At 66.0% G+C, this 23,760-nt stretch carries 21 protein-coding genes; 14 read left to right on the forward strand and 7 right to left on the reverse strand.

Annotation, left to right across the window (positions count from 1 at the left end; translation table 11 throughout):
• The first annotated feature begins 2 nt into the window (after window positions 1-2).
• From TL10_RS15550 to TL10_RS15600, 11 genes are all read left to right on the forward strand, one after another.
• Window positions 3-380, forward strand: a complete 378-nt coding sequence (locus TL10_RS15550; protein ID WP_043399177.1) for a DUF1304 domain-containing protein — start codon at window positions 3-5, stop codon at window positions 378-380.
• A 42-nt stretch (window positions 381-422) separates the two neighbouring features.
• Window positions 423-1,178 (forward strand): lytic transglycosylase domain-containing protein, encoded by a 756-nt coding sequence (locus tag TL10_RS15555; RefSeq protein ID WP_043986303.1) that lies wholly within the window; start codon window positions 423-425, stop codon window positions 1,176-1,178.
• A 150-nt stretch (window positions 1,179-1,328) separates the two neighbouring features.
• Window positions 1,329-1,661, forward strand: a complete 333-nt coding sequence (gene yajC, locus TL10_RS15560; RefSeq protein ID WP_043986273.1) for a preprotein translocase subunit YajC — start codon at window positions 1,329-1,331, stop codon at window positions 1,659-1,661.
• A 66-nt stretch (window positions 1,662-1,727) separates the two neighbouring features.
• Window positions 1,728-3,590, forward strand: a complete 1,863-nt coding sequence (gene secD / locus TL10_RS15565; RefSeq protein ID WP_043986274.1) for a protein translocase subunit SecD — start codon at window positions 1,728-1,730, stop codon at window positions 3,588-3,590.
• Between the two features lie 7 nt (window positions 3,591-3,597).
• On the forward strand, window positions 3,598-4,851 hold the full coding sequence (gene secF / locus TL10_RS15570) for a protein translocase subunit SecF (protein WP_043986275.1): 1,254 nt from the start codon (window positions 3,598-3,600) through the stop codon (window positions 4,849-4,851).
• Between the two features lie 6 nt (window positions 4,852-4,857).
• A complete protein-coding gene (locus TL10_RS15575) occupies window positions 4,858-6,498 on the forward strand; it encodes an ABC transporter substrate-binding protein (RefSeq protein ID WP_043986277.1) in 1,641 nt (546 codons plus the stop codon).
• Entirely contained in the window at window positions 6,495-7,019 is a 525-nt protein-coding gene (locus TL10_RS15580) for an adenine phosphoribosyltransferase (protein WP_043986279.1), read from the forward strand. The genes TL10_RS15575 and TL10_RS15580 overlap by 4 nt, the downstream gene beginning before the upstream one ends.
• Window positions 7,020-7,117: 98 nt before the next feature.
• On the forward strand, window positions 7,118-9,403 hold the full coding sequence (locus TL10_RS15585) for a RelA/SpoT family protein (protein ID WP_234711458.1): 2,286 nt from the start codon (window positions 7,118-7,120) through the stop codon (window positions 9,401-9,403).
• 121 nt (window positions 9,404-9,524) lie between these two features.
• Entirely contained in the window at window positions 9,525-10,292 is a 768-nt protein-coding gene (locus TL10_RS29655) for a hypothetical protein (RefSeq protein WP_052506428.1), read from the forward strand.
• A gap of 221 nt (window positions 10,293-10,513) precedes the next feature.
• Window positions 10,514-11,485 carry an ESX-1 system-associated protein gene (locus TL10_RS30975; protein WP_338048657.1) on the forward strand — a complete coding sequence of 324 codons (972 nt, stop codon included), beginning with the start codon at window positions 10,514-10,516 and terminating at the stop codon, window positions 11,483-11,485.
• Window positions 11,486-12,941: 1,456 nt separating this feature from the next.
• On the forward strand, window positions 12,942-13,982 hold the full coding sequence (locus tag TL10_RS15600; RefSeq protein WP_131630748.1) for an EspK C-terminal domain-containing protein: 1,041 nt from the start codon (window positions 12,942-12,944) through the stop codon (window positions 13,980-13,982).
• Window positions 13,983-13,986: 4 nt separating this feature from the next.
• Here the strand turns inward: TL10_RS15600 and TL10_RS15605 are convergent, their stop codons facing one another.
• Together TL10_RS15605 and TL10_RS15610 are read right to left on the reverse strand one after the other, a co-directional pair.
• Window positions 13,987-14,814 carry a thioesterase family protein gene (locus tag TL10_RS15605; protein WP_043399153.1) on the reverse strand — a complete coding sequence of 276 codons (828 nt, stop codon included), beginning with the start codon at window positions 14,812-14,814 and terminating at the stop codon, window positions 13,987-13,989.
• A gap of 53 nt (window positions 14,815-14,867) precedes the next feature.
• Complete coding sequence (locus TL10_RS15610) at window positions 14,868-15,335, reverse strand: winged helix-turn-helix transcriptional regulator (protein WP_043399150.1); 468 nt, start codon at window positions 15,333-15,335, stop codon at window positions 14,868-14,870.
• Window positions 15,336-15,429: 94 nt separating this feature from the next.
• Here TL10_RS15610 and TL10_RS15615 point away from each other — a divergent pair, with 94 nt between their 5' ends.
• Both TL10_RS15615 and TL10_RS15620 read left to right on the forward strand, forming a co-directional pair.
• Window positions 15,430-16,131, forward strand: a complete 702-nt coding sequence (locus tag TL10_RS15615) for an SDR family oxidoreductase (RefSeq protein ID WP_043986305.1) — start codon at window positions 15,430-15,432, stop codon at window positions 16,129-16,131.
• A 6-nt stretch (window positions 16,132-16,137) separates the two neighbouring features.
• Window positions 16,138-16,563, forward strand: a complete 426-nt coding sequence (locus TL10_RS15620) for a tautomerase family protein (protein WP_043986282.1) — start codon at window positions 16,138-16,140, stop codon at window positions 16,561-16,563.
• A 23-nt stretch (window positions 16,564-16,586) separates the two neighbouring features.
• On the opposite strand, the gene TL10_RS15625 is transcribed toward TL10_RS15620, so the two are convergent.
• The 3 genes from TL10_RS15625 to TL10_RS15635 are packed head-to-tail and all read right to left on the reverse strand — an operon-like array spanning window position 16,587 to window position 20,688.
• Complete coding sequence (locus TL10_RS15625) at window positions 16,587-17,414, reverse strand: thioesterase family protein (RefSeq protein WP_043986283.1); 828 nt, start codon at window positions 17,412-17,414, stop codon at window positions 16,587-16,589.
• Entirely contained in the window at window positions 17,411-20,260 is a 2,850-nt protein-coding gene (locus tag TL10_RS15630) for an MMPL/RND family transporter (RefSeq protein ID WP_043986284.1), read from the reverse strand. The genes TL10_RS15625 and TL10_RS15630 overlap by 4 nt, the downstream gene beginning before the upstream one ends.
• A complete protein-coding gene (locus TL10_RS15635) occupies window positions 20,257-20,688 on the reverse strand; it encodes an MmpS family transport accessory protein (protein WP_043986306.1) in 432 nt (143 codons plus the stop codon). Before TL10_RS15635 ends, TL10_RS15630 begins: the two co-directional genes overlap by 4 nt.
• A 95-nt stretch (window positions 20,689-20,783) precedes the next feature.
• Here TL10_RS15635 and TL10_RS15640 point away from each other — a divergent pair, with 95 nt between their 5' ends.
• Complete coding sequence (locus TL10_RS15640; RefSeq protein ID WP_234711456.1) at window positions 20,784-21,410, forward strand: TetR/AcrR family transcriptional regulator; 627 nt, start codon at window positions 20,784-20,786, stop codon at window positions 21,408-21,410.
• 7 nt (window positions 21,411-21,417) lie between these two features.
• Here TL10_RS15640 and zwf read toward each other — a convergent pair whose 3' ends face one another.
• Together zwf and TL10_RS15650 are read right to left on the reverse strand one after the other, a co-directional pair.
• Window positions 21,418-22,920: a glucose-6-phosphate dehydrogenase gene (gene zwf, locus TL10_RS15645; protein WP_043986308.1), complete on the reverse strand. Its 1,503-nt coding sequence runs from the start codon at window positions 22,918-22,920 to the stop codon at window positions 21,418-21,420.
• A 96-nt stretch (window positions 22,921-23,016) separates the two neighbouring features.
• Window positions 23,017-23,760 (reverse strand): peptidylprolyl isomerase (locus TL10_RS15650; RefSeq protein ID WP_043986286.1); only part of this gene is annotated, 744 nt, incomplete at its 5' end.

A 23,760-nucleotide genomic window follows, 5' to 3' on the forward strand; every position in this document is an offset into this window, starting at 1 on the left:
CCATGCTGACTGCAGGGTTGATCGTTGCCGGCCTGGCCGCGCTGTTGCACGTGTACATCTTCGTGATGGAGTCGCTCACCTGGACTTCGCCGCGAACTAGGGCCACCTTCGGCCTCACTGAGCAGCAGGCGGTGGACACCAAGGAGATGGCCTTCAACCAGGGGTTCTACAACCTGTTCCTGGCCATCGTCACCGCCGTCGGTATCGCGGCAATCATCATGGGGTGCAAGGGAATCGGCCTGGCGCTGATCTTCGCGGGCATCGGGTCCATGGCCGCTGCGGCGCTGGTGCTGCTGCTGTCGTCCCCGGACAAGGCGCGGGCGGCTATCACCCAGGGCACCTTGCCGGTGCTCGGCATCGCCGCGTTGCTGATCGGATAACCGGGGGTGATCGGCCGCTGCGCGACCGTCGTTGTTGCTGTTGTGCTGGCGTTCACCGGTGGCGGCGCGTCTGCTGCGGATCCCGGTCCTGACCCGGTGCAACTCGCCGACGGCCTGGTCGCCGACGAACAGGCCGTGCGCGATCCGGCGACGCCGGAGCCTGCACTGATCGACGCTGCGCACCGGCAACAGACGGCGTACCGCGAGATCGCCAGGCATCCGGAGTGGGATGCGGTCATCGCCCCGCGGATCCCGCCGGCGCTGGCCGCGGCCTACGACCGCAACGTCGACGCCGGCCGCCAGCTGTTCGGCATGACGCCGCCGCGCGACGCCATCCCGCCGTGGACCATCCAGCCGCCGGCGCCCGCCGACGAACTGCTCGGCTACTACCGGGAGGCTCAGGCGGCATCCGGGGTCGACTGGACCTACCTCGCGGCGATCAACCTCATCGAGTCGCGGTTCGGCCGGATCAACGGCGACAGCACGGCCGGGGCGCAGGGCCCCATGCAGTTCCTGCCGTCGACGTTCGCCGCGTACGGCTCCGGGGACATCCGCGCTCCCCGTGATTCGATCCTGGCGGCTGGTCGCTACCTGGCCGCAAACGGTTTCGCCGCCGACCACGATCGCGCCGTGCACAACTACAACCATTCCGGCGCCTATGTCCGCGCGGTCAACGATTACGCGGCGGTACTGGCCGCCGATCCCGCCGCGTTCGCCGGCTACTACCAATGGCAGGTTTACTTCCGCACCACGTCGGGCGACGTGCTGCTGCCCGTCGGATACCCCGCCACGCGCTAGGCGCCCGCCGTTTCGGCGGGTCAGCGATTGCGCCGGTTGCGGGCACTGACGCCCGTGATGGCACACTGGTCAGTACCGCGGCACGGCGCTCGGCTGGTCCGGCTCGCCTGCCTGTTCACAGACTCAACAGAACGAAAGATTTTCGCTGTCATGGATTTGGTTGTCTTTCTGCCGCTGCTCCTGGTCATGGGTGCGTTCATGTTCTTCGCATCGCGGCGTCAGCGGAAGCAGATGCAGGCCACCATCGACCTGCACAACTCGCTGAATGTCGGCGACCGCGTGCACACCACCTCCGGTCTGCTGGGCACCATCGCCCGGATCGACGACGACAACGTGGATCTGGAGATCGCCCCCGGCGTCATCACCACCTGGATGAAGCTGGCCGTGCGTGACCGCATCGAGGCCACTGAGGACTCGGCTTCGGACTCCGAAGAATTGACTGCGGCGTCGGCCGAAGAGGGCGCGCCGAAGACCGAAGGCTGACATTCCCGCACCAGCACGTACCCTTTGCGGGGCTGACCGTACCGATCTCAAGGAGACCCTAGAACCGTGGCATCGTCTTCGGCGCCGGTGCACCCATACCGCTATTTGTCGTTCTTCCTGGCGCTGCTCGTCGGCGCCTATCTACTGGTGTTTCTCACCGGCGACAAGCAGGCCAAGCCCAAGCTGGGCATCGACCTGCAGGGCGGTACCCGGGTCACCCTGACTGCACGTACCCCTGACGGCTCGACGCCCACCCGCGAGGCGCTGATCCAGGCCCAGGAGATCATCGGCTCCCGGGTGAACGGTCTCGGTGTCTCCGGCTCTGAGGTCGTGATCGACGGTTCGAACCTGATCATCACCGTGCCCGGCCAGGACGGCAGCGAGGCCCGCAACCTGGGCCAGACCGCGCGGCTGTACATCCGGCCCGTCGTGCACGTCATCCCGGCTCAGGGCGCACAGCCCGCGAAGCCCGCCGCGCCGGCTCCTGGCGCTCCCGGCGCTCCCGGTCTGCCTCCGGGCATCCTGCCGATGCCCGGTGGTCCCGGCGGTATGCCGCCGCTGATCGCCCCGGCCGAGCCCGAGGCCCCGGTCACCCAGCCGACGCCGGGCATGCCCGCGCACCCGGCATCGACCGCTCCGGCGCCCGCGCCGGCCCCGCAGCCCCGGCCGTTCCCCGAGGAGCCGACCCCGGCACCGTCGGACAGCCCGACCGCTCCGGCGCCCGCGCCCGTAGAGCCCGGCGCACCCGCGCCTGGTGCCCCCGCCGCTCCTGCCCCTGGTGCTCCGGCACCGGGCGCGCCCGATGGGCACGGCCCCAAGGCCGAGCTGGCTCAGCGCATCGCCGATGAGAAGGCCCTGCGTCAGAGCACGCAGCCGCAGATCCAGCTGCTCGCGCTGCAGTTCCAGGCCACCCGCTGCGACCAGCAGGACGTGCTGGCCGGCAACGACGACCCGAACCTGCCGCTCGTGACCTGCTCCAAGGACCACAAAGAGGTCTACCTGCTGGACAAGTCGATCATCAGCGGTGACGAGATCAAGGACGCGTCGTCGGGTCTGAACCAGCAGCAGGGCGAGTACGTCGTCGACGTCACGTTCAAGGAGAAGGCCGCCGATGTGTGGGCCACCTTCACCGCCGCCAACATCGGCACCCAGACCGCCTTCGTTCTCGACTCCCAGGTGGTCAGCGCCCCGGCCATCCAGGAAGCGATCCCGGGTGGACGCACGCAGATCACCGGCCACTTCAACGCCACCACGGCGAAGGACCTGGCCAACGTGCTGAAGTACGGTTCGCTGCCGCTGTCGTTCGAGTCGTCCGAAGCTGAGACGGTGTCGGCCACGCTGGGTCTGACGTCGCTGCGGGCCGGGCTCTGGGCCGGTCTGATCGGCCTCGGTCTGGTGCTGCTCTACTCGCTGGCCTACTACCGGGTCCTCGGGGTCCTGACCGCGCTGTCGCTGGTCGCGTCGGGCGCCATGGTGTTCGCGATCCTGGTGCTCCTGGGCAGGTACATCAACTACACCCTGGACCTGGCCGGTATCGCCGGTCTGATCATCGGTATCGGTACGACCGCCGACTCGTTCGTGGTGTTCTTCGAACGCATCAAGGACGAGATCCGGGAAGGCCGCAGCTTCCGCTCTGCGGTGCCGCGCGGTTGGGCCCGGGCCCGCAAGACGATTCTGTCCGGCAACGCGGTGACCTTCCTGGCCGCCCTGGTGCTGTACGTCCTGGCCGTCGGCCAGGTGAAGGGCTTCGCGTTCACCTTGGGCCTGACCACGATCCTCGACGTCGTGGTGGTGTTCCTGGTGACCTGGCCGCTGGTCTTCCTGGCATCCAAGTCGGCCACCCTGGCCAAGCCTTCGTACAACGGCCTCGGCGCCGTGCAGCAGATTGCGCGCGAGCGGCGAGCGGCCAGCCTGACGGGACGGGGGTAACACCGATATGTCGAAGCATTCAGCAGATGACACCGAGTTGGAGCTGACCGAATCGGCTGCGGCCGAAGAGGATTCGGCCACCGAGGTCGCGGAGACGACTGCCTCGGATCCGGACGGCAACCTGCCGCACCACAGCTTCTTCGTCCGGCTCTACACCGGCACCGGCGCCTTCGAGGTGATCGGCAAGCGCCGCATGTGGTACGCGATCAGCGCGCTGATCATGCTCATTGCGATCGCCAGCATCGGTATCCGTGGTTTCAACTTCGGTATCGACTTCGAGGGCGGCACCAAGGTCGCCATGCCCGTCGCGGGTGTCAGCACCACTGCCACCCCGCAGGGCGTCGAAGACGTCTTCAGCAAGACCCTCGGCCACGCGCCGGAGTCGGTGGTGCGCGTCGGTAACGGCGACTCGGCCACCCTGCAGATCCGTACCTCGACGCTGTCGACCGCGGACACCGAGAAGCTGCGCAATGCGCTGTTCGATGCGTTCCAGCCGAAGGGCGAGGACGGCAAGGCATCCAAGAACGTGATCAGCGACTCCGCGGTCTCGTCGACCTGGGGTGATCAGATCACCAAGAAGGCGCTGATCGCGCTGGTGGTGTTCGTCGTCATCGTCGCCATCTACATCACCATCCGCTATGAGCGGTACATGGCGCTGGCGGCACTGGCCTCACTGGCGTTCGACCTGGTCAGTACGGCGGGTGTGTACTCGCTCGTCGGGTTCGAGGTCACGCCGGCCACGGTCATCGGTCTGTTGACGATTCTGGGCTTCTCGTTGTACGACACCGTCATCGTGTTCGACAAGGTCGAGGAGAACACCCACGGCTTTGAGCACACCACTCGACGGACCTTCGCCGAGCAGGCCAACCTGGCGGTCAACCAGACCTTCATGCGGTCCATCAACACCAGCCTCATCTCGGCGCTGCCGATCATCTCGCTGATGGTGGTCGCGGTGTGGCTGCTGGGCGTGGGCACGCTCAAGGACCTGGCGCTCGTTCAGCTGGTCGGTGTCATCGTCGGCACCTACTCGTCGATCTTCTTCGCCACCCCGCTGCTGGTGTCGATGCGCGAGCGCACCGACCTGGTCAAGAACCACACCCGCCGCGTGCTCAACCGCCGCAAGTCGTCGACCGAGCGCGGCACTTCCGGTGGCAACGAGGTGACGGTCGGCGTGGTGGACGCACCGGCAAAGCCGGCGCCGGGGGCCAAGCCCTTGCGGCCCACCGGTAAGCCGTCGGGTAAGCGAAACAGCCGGGGCTAGCCCACCATGCCTGTGCGGTTCCGCGCATTGGCCGGTGCGGTGGTGTTGGTGGCCGGTTTCGGCCTAACCGGTTGTGACAGTTCGGCTGACGCCGTCGACTACATCGTCGACGGCGCTCTGCCCACCTACAACACAGCGTCGGTCGTCGGCGCGGCATCCGGTGCGCCGCAGGCCTTTTCGCGGGTGCAGACAGGCTTCAACTTTCGCGGGCCCGACGGGCAGGTGGTCGCCGACCGTGACTTCGGCACCGTCTCTGTCGTCGGCCGCGCCCCGCTGACCCTCGACTACAAGATCAACGACAGCGCCGTGTATTCCGACGGCAAACCCGTCACCTGCGACGACATGGTGCTGGCCTGGGCCGCGCAGTCGGGGCAGTTCCCGGCGTTCGACGCGGCCAGTCGCGCCGGGTACGCCGATCTCGCCGCCGTCGACTGCACCCCGGGCCAGAAGCGGGCCCGCGTCGTCTTCGTCCGTGACCGCGCGGTCACCGACTACGGGCAGTTGTTCGCCGCGACGTCGATGCTGCCGGCGCACGTGCTGGACGACGCACTGAGCCTCGGCGACGGCGGGGTGGCCAAGGCGCTGCAAACGGGCGACGGACCGACCATCGACAAGATCGCCGAAGCCTGGAACACCACCTGGGATCTGAAACCCGATGCGGACCTCAAACGGTTCCCGTCGGCCGGCCCCTACAAGCTGGCATCGGTGGGCAAGGATGGCTCGATCACCTTGGCGGCCAACGACAAATGGTGGGGCGCCAAGCCGGTGATCGGCAAGATCACGGTGTCACCGCGCGGGGCTGACCTGGCGAGCCGGATCAAGTCGGGCAAGGCCGAGATCGTCGACGTCGCCGCCGGGGTGATCGGCAAGGACGATGTGCCGGCGAGTTACACCCGCAAGGACAGTGCCTCCGATGACATTCAGCAGTTGATCTTCGCCGCGCAAGGTGCGCTGGCCGATCCCGGTGCGCGCCGCGCCGTCGCGCTCTGCACGCCGCGGGATGCCATCGCCGCTGCGGTCGGGGTGCCGGTCAGCAACGCCCGGCTGAACACCGCGTCTGACGATTCCCTGGCGGTGGCCGAAAACGTGGATGCGAGTGGACAATTCGCCGCCGCCGACGTGGACGGCGCGCGCGCTGCCGTCAACGGCCAGCCGCTGACGGTGCGGATGGGCTATCGCGGCCCGGACGTCCGGCTGGCGTCGGTGGTCGCCGCGATCACCAAGTCGTGCGCCGCTGCCGGCATCACGGTGCAGGAGGTGGCGTCGCCGACGGTGGGCGTACAAAGCCTGCGCGCCAACGACATTGACGTGCTGCTGTCCGGTGGCGGGGGAGCCGCGGGTAGCGGGTCCAGTGGTTCGTCGGTGGTGGATTCGTACGCCCTGCACAGCGGCAACGGCAACAACCTGTCGGGATATGCCAACGAGCGGGTCGACGGCGTCATCGCGGCCCTGGCGATCACCACCGACCCCAAGGAGCAGGCGCGGCTGCTCGGCGAAGGGGCGACGGTGCTGTGGGGCGACGTGCCGACCCTGCCGCTGTACCGCCAGCAGCGGACCCTGCTGGTGACGAACGACATGACGTTGGTGCGCGCCAACCCCACGCGGTGGGGTGCCGGCTGGAACATGGACCGATGGGGGAACAAATGAGTGACCTGAACACCCTCTTCGCCGAACTGGTCCGTGAGGTGCCGGATTTCCCGGAGCCCGGTATCCAGTTCAAGGATCTGACGCCGCTGCTGGCCGACGGTCGCGGACTGGCGGCCGTGACGGCAGCGCTGGCCGAGGTGGCTGGCGGCGTGGACCTGGTCGCGGGTATCGACGCCCGCGGCTTCCTGCTGGGCGCGGCGGTCGCGACGCGATTGGGTACCGGTGTCCTTGCGGTCCGCAAGGGTGGGAAGTTGCCGCCGCCGGTGCACAGCCAGGCCTATGCGCTGGAGTACGGCACCGCCACGTTGGAGATTCCCGCCGACGGGATCGATCTGACCGGCCGGCGCGTTGTCGTCATAGACGACGTGCTCGCCACCGGTGGCACGGTTGCTGCGACGGTCCGTCTGCTCCAGGCGGCAGGTGCGACGGTGACCGCCGCGGCGGTCGTGCTGGAGCTGAATGGCCTGGGTGGACGCGCTGTATTGGAACCGCTGCCGGTCACCAGCCTGTACGTAGTCTGAGGGTCTATTCTCGACAAACCAGGTGTAGGAGGTGTGCGGCGTTGGCTGACGACAAGGTGACGCAGGTCCAATCGGCGCCGCCCGAGTCGACGCCGGGGATGTCACTGGAAACGGCCAAGGGCACCGTCAGCGCGTCCCGACGCGTCCGTGCCCGGCTCGCCCGCCGGATGACCGCTCAGCGCAGCCTGGTCAACCCGGTCCTCGAGCCGTTGGTCGCGGTGCACCGGGAGTTCTACCCGAAGGCCGACCTGGCGATCCTGCAGCGTGCCTACGAGATTGCCGAAGAGCGGCACGCGCCGCAGCTGCGCAAGTCCGGCGACCCGTACATCACCCATCCTCTGGCCGTGGCCAACATCCTGGCCGAACTCGGCATGGACACCACGACGCTCGTCGCCGCGTTGCTGCACGACACCGTCGAGGACACCGGCTACACGCTGGAGGCGCTCACCGCCGAGTTCGGCACCGAGGTCGGCCACCTGGTCGACGGCGTCACCAAGCTGGACAAGGTAGTGCTCGGTTCGGCGGCCGAGGCCGAGACCATCCGCAAGATGATCATCGCCATGGCCCGCGATCCTCGCGTGCTGGTGATCAAGGTCGCCGACCGGCTGCACAACATGCGCACCATGCGGTTCCTGCCGCCGGAGAAGCAGGCCCGCAAGGCCCGCGAGACGCTGGAAGTCATTGCGCCGCTTGCTCATCGGCTCGGTATGGCGACCGTCAAGTGGGAGCTCGAGGATCTGTCCTTCGCGATCCTGCACCCCAAGCGCTACGAGGAGATCGTGCGGCTCGTCGCCGACCGGGCGCCGTCGCGTGACACCTATCTGGCCAAAGTGCGCGCCGAGATCGCCAATTCGCTGCTGTCGATGAAGATCAACGCGACGGTCGAGGGCCGGCCCAAGCACTACTGGTCCATCTATCAGAAGATGATCGTCAAGGGCCGCGACTTCGACGACATCCACGACCTGGTCGGTGTGCGCATTCTTTGCGACGAGATCCGGGACTGTTACGCCGCCGTCGGTGTCGTGCACTCGCTGTGGCAGCCGATGGCCGGTCGGTTCAAGGACTACATCGCCCAGCCGCGGTTCGGCGTCTATCAGTCGTTGCACACGACGGTCGTCGGCCCGGAGGGCAAGCCGCTGGAGGTGCAGATCCGCACCACTGACATGCACCGCACCGCGGAGTACGGCATCGCGGCGCACTGGCGGTACAAGGAAGCCAAGGGCCGCAACGGGTTACCGGCGGGCGGCCATGCCACCGAGATCGACGACATGGCGTGGATGCGCCAACTGCTCGACTGGCAGCGAGAAGCAGCGGACCCGGGCGAGTTCCTGGAGTCGCTGCGTTACGACCTTGCCGTGCAAGAGATTTTCGTGTTCACCCCCAAGGGTGACGTGATCACGCTGCCGGCCGGTTCCACGCCCGTCGACTTCGCGTACGCGGTGCACACCGAGGTCGGGCACCGCTGCATCGGCGCCCGGGTCAACGGGCGACTGGTGGCGCTGGAGCGCAAGCTCGAAAACGGTGAGGTGGTGGAGGTTTTCACCTCCAAGGCGCAGAACGCCGGACCGTCGCGCGACTGGCAGACGTTCGTGGTGTCACCGCGGGCGAAGGCCAAGATCCGGCAGTGGTTCGCCAAGGAACGTCGCGAAGAGGCGCTGGAGACCGGCAAGGACGCCATTGCCCGTGAAGTGCGCCGCAGCGGAATGCCGTTGCAGCGGTTGATGAACGCCGAACTGATGGCCACACTGGCCCGCGAGCTGCGCTACGCAGATGTCTCGGCGCTGTACACCGCAGTCGGTGAAGGACATGTCTCGGCCCGGCACGTGGTGCAGAGGCTGGTGGCCACGCTCGGTGGTGACGACGAAGCCGCCGACGAGATCGCCGAACGGTCGACGCCGGCCACCATGCCGGTGCGCCGCCGCACGAATGACGATGTGGGCGTGGCGGTTCCGGGCGCACCCGGGGTGTTGTGCAAACTGGCAAAGTGCTGCACGCCGGTGCCCGGCGACAACATTATGGGTTTCGTGACCCGTGGCGGTGGCGTCAGCGTGCACCGGACCGACTGCACCAACGCCACGTCGCTGCAGGAGCAGGCCGAGCGCATCATCGACGTGAAGTGGGCACCGTCGCCGTCGTCGGTGTTCCTGGTAGCCATCCAGGTCGAGGCGTTGGACCGCCACCGCCTGTTGTCCGACGTCACGCGGGTGCTGGCCGACGAGAAGGTCAACATCCTGTCGGCATCAGTCACCACGTCCAACGACCGAGTTGCGATCAGCCGCTTCACTTTTGAAATGGGCGATCCGAAGCACCTCGGTCATGTGCTGAACGTGGTGCGCAACGTCGAGGGCGTATACGACGTCTACCGTGTGACTTCGGCCGCGTAGCGGGCTTTTTCGCTGTTACTCGCGATTTGAGCAAACCCGTACTCAGCGCTGCGCAAGATTGGTGCAGGACTGCGGTCTGCGGTGCGGGTAATCTCAGATGCGGGACTGTCCAGAAGTGGGGGTGGACGCGTTGAGCGGTGAACTGAAAATCGACCTGGAGACCATGTCGTGGTCGGCGGGCACGGTGCAGCCGGCTGAGGCTGTGAACATCCCCGCAAAGGGCGATCCGGTCAGTCTCATGCTGTCGTCTTACGTGCCAGGTTTGGTGGACGGGGCCAACGACAAAGTTGCTGCCGCGGAACTCAAAGATCAGTCGCTGGCGCACAAAGTGTCATCTGCCCGAGGGGCCTACCAGCGCGGGGACGAAGCGGGCGGCCAGGCGATTCAGAAGGCCAGTGCAAATCTGGATCCCGCATCCGGTGCGGGTAAGGCAGGCGGCGGCGCTGACGGCGGCATGGGCCAGTTCGGCCAGATGATGGGCATGGCGATGCAGGCCTTCCAGGCCCCCGCGCAGGCGATGCAGGCGCTGGGCTCGGTGCCGCAGACCGCGATGCAGGCTGCCCAGCAGATCGGGCAGCAGGTCCAACAGTTGGCTGGCCAGGCCGGCAAATACGGCGGCAAGCCGGGCGAGGCCGGCGCTGGTGCAGCTGGTGCAGCCGGGGCGGGCGGCGCCGGTGGCCCGCAGGCCAAGCCCGAGGATCGCAAGCCGGGCGAGGAAAAGGCCGGCGAGGAAAAGCGGGACGAGACGGCCGACGAAAAGAAGGATCGCGAGGCCGACAAGAAGCACGCCGCGGCCGGACCGACCAGCGGCCCCACCGCGCCGGTTCCGCCGTCGTCGCCTGCCCCGCGGTCGGGGCGCCACGCCGCAAATCCTGCGGTTGATGTGTAATTTTCGGTCTTGACTGTTTTGCGTTGTGAGTTTCTGAGGGAGGGCGATCTGTGACGCAACCGCCGACGTGGGGTGCGCCCCCGCCGCAGCAGCCGGGTGGCTGGCCGGGCCAGCCTGTGCCAGGTCAGCCTGGTCCGGGTGGGCAGTGGGGTCCGCAGCAGCCGTGGCCGGCTCCGGTTCCGCCGAAGAAGAGCGGCGCCGCCAAGTGGGCCATCGGGGCGGTGTCATTGGTCGCGGTGATCGCTGTAACGGCCACAGTCGCGGTGTCATGCACGAAGAACAGCGGTGACAGCAATGGTGGTGGCGGAGATGGCACCAAGACGTCGGCTGCGCCGTCCGATGTTGCGAGCGCCAATGACAAGGGTCCGGTCGGGATCATCACCGAGGACCCGTCGTGTGCGCCGTGGACGCCGATCATTAACACGCTGGCTGACGTTGAGGGCAAGGGTTGGCTGACACGAGATCCATCGATCCCTTCGGGTTCGTGGACTCCCGAGGTTCGGGCGCAATATGAAGCGGCTGGAAAGGCGATGCGGAAAGCCGCTGATCAAGCCGTGCCACTAGCCAAAATGACCACACACCGCGTAATGCGTGAGTTATATGCCCAATTCATTGCATACTCGCGCGCATACGCAAATAGTCTGTCCAGTTACACGCCGGCCGCTGACAATCTGGCTACCACTGGATCGACGGCGGCAAATGTAATTACCAACATCTGTGCAGCTATTTCGTCAGGCGCCGCGGCGGCCCGCGCATCGATGATTCCAGCGCCAAAACCGCCAACATCCATTGCCCCCGTTGGAGACTTGTCGAACCCCGAGAAGATGCTCGAAAGCCCCGACGTCGTATGTCAAGACTTGAGTCCTACTATCGACCAACTGCTGCAGAATGCGGACTTCAAGAAATGGCTAAATACTGATCCACAGATTGCTGTCAGCGATTGGTCACCCGATCAGCAAGCACTAACGACAATCGTCATGGCGGTGATGAGTTCAACTGCCGACTCACTAGAGAAGTTGGCGCAGCAGAGTTCAAACCCTCTGGTTCAGGACTTTCTCATGCTGGGCGTTCAGTACCGTCGTACATACCTTGGCGCGCTTCCGACATATCAGGCGAATGATCACGACATTTACTCCGCCGGTCAGATGGCACCGGGCGTTGTTCTCGGTGCGTGCAAAGCCGTTTCCGGATAGAGAGATAGAGAACGGAGGACCTTGGTGTCTCGATACCCGCATCGTGTTCGCTGTTTCGGCATCCCGCGGTCGACGACTAGATGCGATGGGAGTATCCGCATTTTGGACTACCGAGTGATGATTCATCATGGCACCGATTGATCGTTACCGCGGCGGGAAGTATGGCGAGGCCACCGTCGTTCCTCCCGCATTTCCCGAAGTCGATGAGAATGCGCTGAACGACATCGCCGAGGGGCTCATGGCGCTGGGAGACCATCTTGATGGTGAGGTGATTCCGCACCACGCGCACCAGCGGATGCAGCTATCCGACTGGGAGGGCGAGGCAGGTCGTCTTGCGGAAGCTACGGCTACTGGCGTTCTAGGTTCGTATGGGGATGCGTGCAAAGCTGTGTACGCGGCGGCGCGAAAGGTGTTTCGCGCCGAGTCTGCGGTAGTGCAGACAAAGAATGACGTTAATAACACAGCTGCCGCTATTCAGAAGGCTTGTGAAGCGTACGAGCAGGCGGCCACGATTATGAGGGCGGCGGGACAAGCGGCCATTGTGTCGGGTGATAATGATAAGGCCACTGCGTATTTCAGCTCGGCTGGTTTATTCACCAAAATGATCGAAACGACGAAGACAGTTGGTCTCGCCGAGAATATCGCCGCGGTCGCCAAATGCGCGACAGGCTTGGCGCAGGATTTGGGCGTTCCAGCCGGTACGCCCGGTGCTGATGGCAAGATGCCTGCGCCTGCGCAGCCCCCACCGGTGAACGATCCAGGCAAGTCGATGCCAACGCCGACACCGGGGCCGCCCGGCGCTGCGCAGGGACCGGCTGGACAAGGTTCCGGGGCAGGCGTGAACGCAGGTGTCTCTGGAAGCCCGTCTGGTTCGCCAGCTTCGAATTCATCAGGGCAAGGCCAAGGTTCCGGGACCGGGTTGAGCCAAGGTGTTTCTGGAACGCGGGCCGATCAACCGGGTTCGAAGCAGCCCGTGACAAGCCAGAAGGGCGGTACGGGCGTAGATGCGGCGGTCAATCCAGCGCCCCGAGCGGAACCCGCAACCCCTGCCGGAGAACCGAGTACTCCGTCGACGGTGCCTGCCTCAGGCGGCCCATTGATGGCGATGGGAGGCACCAAACAGTCTTCTTCAGGAACTTCACAGCCCGGCGGAGTCTCAGGCGCACCCGGCGCTGGCGCCCCATCTGGCAGCCCGTCAGGCACCCCGGGCGGCCCGGGGTCGGGACAGCAGGGCACCGGTCAGCAAATCACAGGCCAGCAAACCGGTCAACAGGGACAGGGCCAGCAGACGCCGAAGAACCCGTTCGGCCAGCTGCCGACGCAACCACTTTCAGCTGCCGCGAACGCCGTTCCTATCGCGGCTCCCGAGCAAGCGACCCAGACAGGCGCGGGGTCGGGCACTCCGGCCGCTACTGCTGGAGCAGCTACCGGCACCAGCGGCGCAGGTTCGGCACCCGTGTCGCAGGCTTCGGCTAGCACCGCAGCCGCACCGACAGGCACGCCGGCTGGCGCGGCGCCGGCAGCGCCGCTGGGTCCGGCTCCGACGCCGTCCCCGGCCGCACCCGTCGCTCAGCCGGGTGCGGGTGCCGGCGGTCCGGGCGGCCCAGGTGTCGCGCCGATGTCGGCCAACCAGCAGCAGAACGCCGCTGCGGCAGCGCCGATCCCGGTGACGGCGGCGCGGGCCGAGCGCGACGCGATGGCGGCTGCAGCGCGGGCCGGTTTGGTGCGCAAGTCGGCGGGCGATGCGGATGTGCAGTTCGCCGAGCGGATCGCCGCGGCGCTGCACGCTCCGCCGTCGATCCCGCCGATGGCGTGGAACTTCGTGTGGGCGGTCGGCGTGACCACCAACGGCGAGATCATCGCCGCGAATTCCTATGGGGTGTCGTTCATTCCGGACGGGATGTGCCTACCGTCTCAGGTCATTTTCGTCAGCGCCGACGAGAATGTCCCGGCGGGTCAGCGCGGCCGCTGGGTTCGTGAGCCGTTCGTCGCGCTCCAGGCGTGGTGCACGTTCTACGAGAAGACGCTGAAGGTGGTCATTGGCACCGAGCAGGAAGTGCAGCCGTTCACCGGCAGCTTGCAGACGAAAGTCATTCCGCCGGAGGATATTCCGACCGACGGACTGATGAAGGGCCGCACCCGTCTGGAGATCATCGCGCCCGAGGCGGCGGCGAAGCTGGCCGAATGGCCGGACGCGCAACTGCACGAAGCCCTGCCGCCGCAGCCTGTTCAGCTGGTACCGCCGGACCCGGCGGCCATCGGCAAGGCGTGGATGGAATCGATCCGGCCGTTGATGCAGACGACGGGCGAGACCTACCGGACGGCACACCTGGAGAAGCTGGCCGCCTACGGTCGGCTGCAGGAGGCCGCGGCGCTGTACCGCGCGTACACCGCGCCGCACGCGGCCGACCTGCGGGCAGCGATCACCGATTGGGTGTGGTGGCAACAGTTCTCGACAATTCAGGGCGACGCCCAGCTCGTGGAACTGGGCGCATAGGCGCCTACATGCCCTTGGGTAGCATCGCCAGCTGGCGGCTCTGCACGACGACCTGACCGGTGGAGTCGAGGATGACGTGGTCTTCCTCGAACCAGGTCTCACCGACCACCGTCGAGCTGGCCTGCACCCGCAGCCAGCCCGGCGCCGGCCGCCGTCGCACGTAGGTGGTGAGCTGCACGGTCGGCGTCCAGCCGAAATGGCCCTGGTTCATGGTGACCGGGGGAGTGATGTCGCCCGCCATCAACGCGAACAGCAGAGCGGTGTCGGGATTGGCCTCGTCATCGGCGAAGGGCCGCAGCCACATTCGATTGATGGGGTCGCCCTCTTCGCCGGAGAGGAACGGTGTCGCTGCGTCCAGGAAGAATTCGCAGCCCTGCGCCACGTGCACCAGCTCGCCAACCACCTGGCCTGCGGTGACGCGCACCGCATCCGCCGGCGGTTCGACCGGTAGGTAAGACACCGCCAGCGATTCCTGGAGGCGCGGCGGCTTGGCATCGAGCGGCCCGAGGGTCACCGCACAGCTGACCGCCGCGCGCCCATCCTGCGACAGCTGGACGTCGACCAGGGCGACTTGGCGCCCGTGCTTGCGGACCGTCGTGGTCAGCTGCACCTCGCCGGGATCAGGTGCATTCAGGTAATTGGCGGTCACTGCTACCGGAGCCAGTTCGGACTCGGAGCCGATGGCCTGCTGCGCGGCCGCGGCGCACACCGCCATCATGCAGCCCCCGTGCACCTTCGGGCCGATGGTCCACACCGGGTCGATGGTGGCGGTGAAGGTGTCATCGCCCACCGCGGTGACGGTGGTGAGGTCGGTGAACGGGCGCACAGTCATTTCATCTCCAACGGTGACGTGGTGGTTGCTGATTCCGGAACAGGCAAAGATCGCTACCGGTTGGCCCGGATCTCGATGTCACCTGCGGAAACGGTGGCAGCATTTGGATCATCGGTGACGATCACGCCAACCTGGTTTCCGGATTCGCGGTCGACGAAGCAGAGCGGGCCTCGGCCGTTCTGCAGATGTTTGTCGCCCCACTGACTCATCGCGAGGTACACCGGCAGCAGATCTTCTCCGGCCGCGGTCAGTCGGTACTCGTCTCGGACGCGCTTGCCGGGCTCCTGATAAGGCACCCGGACCATCAGTTGCGCAGCTTCCAACTGCTTGAGGGCGCGGGACACCGCGGGCGCCGACGTCCCGATCCGGTCGACGAAGTCTTCGAATCGTGTTGTGCCGAAAAGGCTTTCGCGGACAGCGAGGAAAACGGTCTTGGTGCTGAGCAGATCCAGCAGCTTGGCCACCGAGCAGCCATCGCCGATCGTCCACTGCCGGTCACGCAGTCGTTCTTCGAACTCCATCACACCCTCTTTTTGGATAACGCTTGCGTTACTCAGACATCCGTGCTTCCATCTTAGTAACGACTTCGTTATTCAGCAAGGGAGAGTGGTCAAGATGGTCGCAGTGGCAGGCAAAGTAGTTGTGGTGACCGGTGGTCGACGGGGTCTGGGCGCCGCGCTGGTCGACGAACTGCTGGCCAGGGGGGCGCGCAAGGTCTACTCGACGGGTCGGTCGTCGTTCACTGACGAACGACCGGAGGTCGTCCCCGTCGAACTCGAAGTGCGTTCGGCGGAGTCGGTCGCCGCGTTCGCGGACATCGCATTGGACGCTGAGATCGTGTTCAACAACGCCGGCATCCTGTTGCCTGGCTCTCTGCTGACCGGTGGTTTCGACGATATCGAGGCCACCTTCGACATCAATGTCTTCGGGCCGCTGCGCGTGGCTCGGGCCTTCGCGCCGATCCTGGCGGCCAACGGCGGCGGCGCCCTGGTCAACATGCACTCGGTGCTGTCGTGGGTTGCGGGTAGCGCGGCATACGGCGCCTCCAAAGCGGCGATCTGGTCGGTCACCAACTCGCTGCGTGGCGAGCTCGCTGGTCAAGGCACGCAGGTGGTTGGCGTTCACGCTGGATTGATCGAGACCGATATGGCCGCGGATATCCCTGGACCCAAGACCACTGCCGTCGACATCGCGACGCGCATCCTCGACGGCCTGGAATCCGGCGCGGTCGAGGTCTTGGCCGACGACGTCTCGGTGGGCGTCAAGTCAGCATTGTCGGGCCCGGTCGAGAACCTGACCTTCGCGATGGCAGTGTGAAAAGCCATGCCGCTGTGGACCATTCACCACACACCGGACTTTTTCACCGCCGAGGATAAGCGGGAGTTGGCGTCCCGGATCACTGATCACTACGAGAAGGCCGGGCTGCCGCGGTTCTACGTCGTCGTCATCTTCAACGAAACCCGTTCGGGCGAAATGTATGTCGGCGGTGAACAAACAGATGTCGCGCTGCGGGTGGTCATCGACCACATCGCCCGCCGCGCCGCAGACAAAGAACACCGCAACCGGATTGCGCACTGGGTCAAGGCGATCCTGAGTCCATACCTGGACGGTCGCGACAACCTGCACTGGGAGTTCCATGTGGACGAGACCAGCGAGGACCTCTGGATGATCAACGGATTGATTCCGCCGCCCATGGGCTCCGACGCTGAAAAGCGTTGGGTCGCAGAGAACGCGGTTTCTGCGTACTGATCACGTCAATGCTGCCGTAGGGGTCACGACCCCAACGGCAGCATTGCCATTTGTCGACTCTGCACGACCACCTGGCCGTTGGCGTCGAGGATGACGTGATCCTCTTCGAACCAGCTGTCGCCGACGACGGTCGAACTGGCCATGACGCGCAGCCAACCGGGTGTCGGCCGACGGCGCAGGTAGGTGGTCAGCTGGACCGTCGGCGTCCACCCGAAGTGCCCGCGGTTCATGGTGACCGGGGGTGTGATGTCGCCGGCCATCAGAGCGAAGAGCATGGCCGCATCCGGGTCGGCTTCGTCGGAAGCAAAGGGACGCAACCATATCCGAGTGACGGGTTCGCCTTCGGACCCGGTGAGGAACGGCGTCGCGGCGTCCAGGCGCATGTCGCAGCCCTGCGCCACGTGGACGACGTGCCCAAGGGGATGGTCGGGCGTGACTAATACGGCGTCAGCTGGCGGCTCGACCGGCATGTTGGAGACAGCCAGCGGCACTTGGTGGCGTGGTGGCTTGGCATCGAGCGGCCCCAGCGTCACCGTGCAGGTGACGGCGACACGGCCCCGTTGGGACAACTCCACCTCAACCAGGTTCACCTGCCGGCCGCGTTTGCGGATCGTGGTGCTGAGCTGGACCTCGCCGGGGTCAGGTGCGCTGAGGTAGTTGGCGCTCAACGCAATCGGTGCCAGTTCGGCGGCGTCGGGGACGCTGCGCCGCGCGGCTGCGGCGCACACCGCCATCATGCAGCCGCCGTGCACTTTGGGGCCGATGGTCCATCTGGTGTCGATGTTGGCGGTGAACGTACCGGCATCGACGGCGGTGACAGTGATCAGGTCGGTGAAGGGGTGGGATGTCATGCCATCTCCAATTCCGGTGTTGTGGTAGCGGTTTGAGCGGTGCGGGCAGGGCGGGTCCGGACCTTCAGGGGCCACCAGAACCAGCGTCCGAGCAGCGCCGCGATCGACGGGGTGATCAGGGAGCGCACCACGAAGGTGTCGAACAACAGGCCGAGCCCGATCGTGGTGCCGATCTGGCCGACCGAGCGCAGGTCGCTCGCGATCATCGAGATCATGGTGAACGCGAACACCAGCCCGGCCGCGGTGACGACGCCGCCGGTGGCGCCGGTGGCACGAATCAGTCCGGTGCGCAGACCCGCGCCGATCTCTTCCTTGAAGCGGGACACCACCAGCAGGTTGTAGTCGGACCCGACGGCCAGCAGCACGATCACCGACATGGCGATCACCAGCCATTGCAACTCGATGCCCAGGAAGTACTGCCAGATCAACACGGACAGGCCGAAGGACGCGGCGAGGGACAGCACCACGGTGCCGACGATCACGATCGACGCGACCAGCGCCCGGGTGATCAACAGCATCACCACGAAGATCAGGATGATGGCCGCGAGCGCCGCGATCAGCAGGTCGTAGTGCGCACCCTGCTGGATGTCCTTGTAGGTGGCGGCGGTACCGCCCAGGTAGAACTTCGCACTGGCCAGTGGCGTGCCTTTGACTGCTTCCTTGGCGGCCTGCAACTCGGCGTCGACGTGCGAAATGCCTTCCAGGGTGGCCGGATCCACATCATGGGTGACGATGAAGCGCGCCGCCTTGCCGTCGGGGGACAGCATCAGCTGCATTCCGCGCTGAAAATCGGGGCTGCTGAACGCCTCTGGCGGCAGGTAGAACATGTCGTCGTTCTTCGCGTCGTCGAACGTCTGGCCCATGGCCGCGGCGGTGTCGGTCATCCGCTCCATCTGGGTGACCATGCCGTCGAAGGTGCTGCGCATCGTCTGCATCAGATCGCGGACGTCGGAGGACAGGCTGATCATCGGCGGCAGCTGAGCGGCGATCTGCGGTGTCACCGTGTCGAGCTTGCCCATCGCGTCGGACAGCGCCTTGGTGTTGTCGGCGAGCCGGTCGAAGCCGTCGGTGGCGTCGAACACCGAGCGCATCGCGTGGCAGATCGGAATGTCGAAGCAGTGCGGCTCCCAGTAGAAGTAGTTCCGCAGCGGCCGGAAGAAGTCGTCGAAATCGGCGATCTGGTTGCGCAATTCGGCGGTGGTGGCCGACATATCCTGTGCGGCAACATCTCCAGCATGCGTGGCGTCGGCCAGCTGCACGCTGAGTTCGTGCATGTGCCGCATGATGCCGATCATCGAAGTGAGGTGGTCGGTCATGGTCTGGATGTCGCCGAGCCGAGCCTTCATGAACTGCAGGTTCTCGTTCATCGAGACGGCCTGGGCACTGATCTGGAACGGCACCGAGCCGTGTTCCATCGGCGGTCCGAGGGGCCGGGTGATGCTCTGCACCCGCGCGATGCCCGGCACCCGGAAAATGTTCTTCGCGATCCGGTCCAGCACCAGCATGTCCCGGGAGTTCCGCAGGTCGTGGTCGGCTTCGACCATCAGCATGTCGGGGTTCATTCGCGCTGAGGTGAAATGCTTTTCGGCGGCCGCATAGCCGATGTTGGACGGCACGTCTTTCGGCACGTAGAAGCGGTTGTCGTAGTTGGTGCGGTATCCGGGCAGGGCCAGCACGCCGACCAGCGCGGCAGCGGTGGCCGCGACCAGGATGGGCCCGGGCCACCGGACCACGGCGGTGCCGACGCGGCGCCAGCCGCGGGTCTTGTTGGCGCGCTTGGGGTCCAGCAAGCCGAAGTGGGTGCTGACGACCATCACCGCGGGTGCGAATGTCAACGCCATCACCAGGATGACGATCATTGCGGTCGCGCAGGGCAGGGCCAGCGTGTTGAAGTAGTTCAGCCGGGTGAACAACAGGCACATCATGGCGCCGGCGATGGTCAGCCCGGAGCCGAGGATGACGTGATAGACGCTGGAAAACGTTGAATAGTAAGCGGTTACCCGGTCCTCGCCGGCACTGCGGGCTTCGTGATACCGGCCGACCAAGAAGATCCAGTAGTCGGTGCCGGCGGCGATCGCCAGGGCGGTCAGCACGCTGACCGCGAAGGTGGACAGGCTGATGGCGTGGATGTGACCCAGCACGGCGACCAGCCCGCGGGCCATGCTCATCTCGGTCAGCACGACCAGCAGGGCGATGAATGTCGTTGCGAGGGAGCGGTATACGACCAACAACATCACGGCGATGACGACGAGCGTCACCACGGTCATCTTGACCATGCTCTTGTCGCCGGCTTCATTGGTGTCGGCCACCAGGGCCGCCTGACCGGTGACGAAGGCTCTCACACCGACCGGTGGATGACTGCGATCGACGATGTGCCGTACCGCGTCGACGGATTCGACGCCCTGCGTGGATCCCTGGTCGCCGCGCAGGTTGACCTGGACGTATGCCGCCTTGTGGTCTTCGCTCTCGGACCCCGCCGAGGTGATGCGGTCGCCCCAGAAGTCCTGCACATGCTCGATGTGGGTGGTGTCCCGTTGCAGCTGTTGGACCAGATCGCCGTAGTACTGCCGTGCTGTATCGCCGAGCGCCTGGTCCGACTCGATGATGATCATCAGCACGCTGTCCGAGTCGAATTCGCCGAACTTGGTGCCGATGTGCTTGGTCGCGATAACCGACGGCGCATCCTGCGGGGAGAGGGACACGGCGTTGTTCGCGCCGACGACTTCGAGCTTGGGCACCAGCAGATTGGTGGCCGCGGTGGCAGCCAGCCAGATCAGGATGATCGGCACCGACAGGATGCGGATCAGTCGGGGATAGCCGCCGCGAGTGCTGTGCTGGCCGCTCATGCTGCTTTCACCAGGCAAAAGGTGGTCGCCGATGCGCCCTCGGCGGCCTGGTGGTCGCGGAGTTCGCCATTGACCGTGATCCGGCAGGTCAGCCGGTTGCTGTCACCCTGTGCGACGAGGTTGGCGAACACACTCGGCACCGTCGTGGTCAGCGTCTTCGACCAGGGCAGTGAGGTGAAGCGCTCCTGCTGCGGCTGGGCCCGCTCATCGACGTAGCTGATCATCCCGGAGGTGCCCGACGGTCCGTCCACCTCGTACGTCACGTACTTCGGGATCGTGGAAACGATGTTGTCCGTGCGGGATTCGGCGGACTGCTGGCTGCCGAACACGCCGTGGAAGCGGTCGATGATGAAACCCCCGACCGTGACGACCGCGACAACGGTCAGCAGCACCCAGCTGCGCCGCGCAGCCTTGAGCAACCAGTTCATGAAAAGCACCATACGACCGTATGTATACGCATGTATAGTTACGGTGCGGTGGCGACCATCACACCTCGCCAGGCAGCGGCGATTAGGGTGAAGGCATGGCAGGGTCGACACGGCAGCGGAATGTGCGAGGACAAGGCGCACTGCTGCGCGACGAAATCCTGGCAGCCGCGATCCGGGTGGTCGACGCGTCCGCGTCCACCAACGAGGTCTCGCTGCGCAGCATCGCGCGCGAAGCCGGCATCTCCAACATGTCGGTGTACGCCCACTTCGACAGCCGCGAGGACGTGCTGGCCGCTGTCGCGGAGTTGAGCTGGGACCAGGTGCGCCGGGACATCGCCGAGCAGGTGCCCAGTGGCAAGACGCGACGCGAGCGGCTGCTGCTCGGGTGCCGAGCGTATGTCGCTTTCGCCCAACGCTTTCCGTTGCGGTACGTCCTGATGGTCAAGGTCGACGAGATCACCCCGTCGGCGCGTCAGGCCCTCGAGGTGGTGACCCGCGGGCTGCTGGCCGCCGGTGGCATGGACCCTGACTCCGAGCCAGGTCCCGACGCGCAGCGCGTGGCCGCGGCGCTATCGGTGGCGCTGCACGGCGTGGCGATGCTGCACCGCACCGATACCCCGCATCTGTGGATGAGCGATTTCAGCACCTGCGAAATCATCCAGACAATGGTCGACGCGGCCATCCTGCAGCTCGAGCAGGCCGCTGCCACTCCGCTGGCTTGAGCGCCGCCTACTTCTTCTTGGCCTCCCGCCAACCCCGTTCGAACGGCAGCCGCCAGGCGTTGGGTGCGACCAGTTGGTGAATGGCGTTGGGGCCCCAGGTGCCGGGCTGGTAGTTCTTGACCGGCGGCGGATCCTCAAGCAGTGCGGCCGAATTCGCCCACAGCGACTCGATGCCCTCGGCGGTGGTGAACAGTGTGTGGTCCCCGCGCATGGCGTCCAGGATCAGCCGCTCATACGCCTCCAGCACCTGATCGGCGCCGTCGGCCTCCCCGGCCGAGAACTGCATCGACAGCTTCTCCAGCTTCATGCCCGGACCCGGTCGCTTGCCGTAGAACGACAGCGATACCTTCGAGTTGTCGGCGAGGTCGAAGGTCAGGTGGTCGGGTCCTTGGGAGCCGACGCCCGAGCCCGACGGGAACATGGTGCGCGGGGCCTCTTTGAACGCGATCGAGATGATGCGCATGCCTTCGGCCATCTTCTTGCCGGTGCGCAGGTAGATGGGGACTCCGGCCCAGCGCCAGTTGTCGACGCGAACCTTCAGCGCGATGAACGTCTCGGTATCGGAATCCCTTGATACGCCGTCGAGTTCGCGGTAGCCAGTGAACTGGCCCCGGACCACGTCGGAGCATTTGATCGGCAGCATCGACCGGAATACCTTGTTCTTCTCCTCGCTGATGGCCCGTGGCTCCAGTGCCGTCGGCGGCTCCATCACCACGAAGGCCATCACTTGCAGCAGGTGGGTCACCACCATGTCTTTGTAGGCGCCGGTGCTCTCATAGAAGTTGGCGCGCGCGTCCAGCCCGAGCATCTCGGGGATGTCGATCTGGATGTGGTCGATGAAATTGCGGTTCCAGATCGGCTCGAACAGACCGTTGGCGAACCGGAACGCCAGGATGTTCTGCGCGGCTTCCTTGCCCAGGAAGTGGTCGATGCGGAAAATCTGTTCCTCGTCGAAAGTTTCGTGGACGAAGTCGTTCAGTTCGACCGCGCTGGCCAGGTCCGTACCGAACGGTTTCTCCATCACGACGCGCGAGCGCTCGACCAGGCCGGCCTCGTCCAGCGTCGCGATCACCGCGCGCGCCGCCTTCGGCGGCACCGAAAGATAGTGCAGCCGGCGCACATTCGGGCCCAGCCTCTTTTCCGCCGCGGCCACCGCTGCCGCCAGTCCAGACGGTCCGGCGCCCTGCGGGACGTAGGTGAGCGTCGCGGCGAACCGTTCCCATTGCTCGTCGGTCAAGTGATGGCTGCCGAACTCGTCGATCGCCTCCTTCGCCAGCGCGCGGAACTCGTCGACGGTCAGGTCCTCCAACGAAGTCCCGACGATCTGGATGTCAGGTGCCAGTTCGGACTGGTCCAGATAGGCCAGGCCGGGCAGCAGCTTGCGTTTGGCGAGATCTCCGGTCGCACCGAACAGCACGATGACGTGTGGATCGACGGCGACATCCTCATGACGGTTCGGCCGTGAGCCGGGCGCTGGATACGAGATGGTCTGCGGTTTGGTGTTCGCCACGATGCGCATGATTCCACCGCGACGGGGTCCGCGCAGGACCTACAACGAAGAAGGCCCGGCCACCGTGATCGGTGACCGGGCCTCGACGCGAAGCTGTCAGTCCAGCTGGATGTACTTCACGTTGACCGGCTGCGCGGGCTTGCCGTCGCCGGCGCCGCCCTCGATGCCGTTCTGGGCGACCTTGTCCAGGGTGGCCAGGCCGGTGGCGTCGACGGTGCCGAACGCGGTGTAGCCCGGAGGCAGCTGCGAATCCTGGTACACCAGGAAGAACTGGCTGCCGTTGGTGTTCGGGCCGGCGTTGGCCATCGCCAGCGTGCCGCGCGGGTAGACGACCGGCTGGCTCAGCGCGGGGCTGTCGGGCTGGTACTGGTTGGTCGGGTACTCGTTGGCGAACTGGTAGCCCGGGCCGCCCATGCCGGAGCCGGTCGGGTCACCGCACTGCAGGACGTCGAGGCCGCCCTTGGTCAGTCGGTGGCACGGGGTGTCGTTGAAGTAGCCCTGCTGCGCGAGGCTGACGAAGCTGTTCACCGTGCACGGGGCCTTGGCGTTGTCCAGCGTCAGCCCGAGGTTGCCCTGGCTGGTGCTCATGCTGGCCGTCACCGTGGCCGGGGTGGTCGGGATCTTGCCGGTGCGCGGCGGGTTGACCTTCTTGCTGGCCTGCTCCGACGATGCCGGGTACTGGCAGTTCTCGCCGAGGCCGGCGGGCGCCACGAACGGCGGCAGCTTGCCGTCGGCGGGCGGGTTCTGCGCCGGGGCCGTCGAGCTCTCGGTCGATGCCGAGGCCGTCGCCGACGAGGACTTGGAGTCCTTGTTGAGGTAGACGACGCCGCCGACGACACC

The sequence above is a fragment of the Mycolicibacterium llatzerense genome (assembly GCF_000878195.1).
In the GTDB taxonomy this organism is placed as follows: Bacteria; Actinomycetota; Actinomycetes; order Mycobacteriales; family Mycobacteriaceae; genus Mycobacterium; species Mycobacterium llatzerense.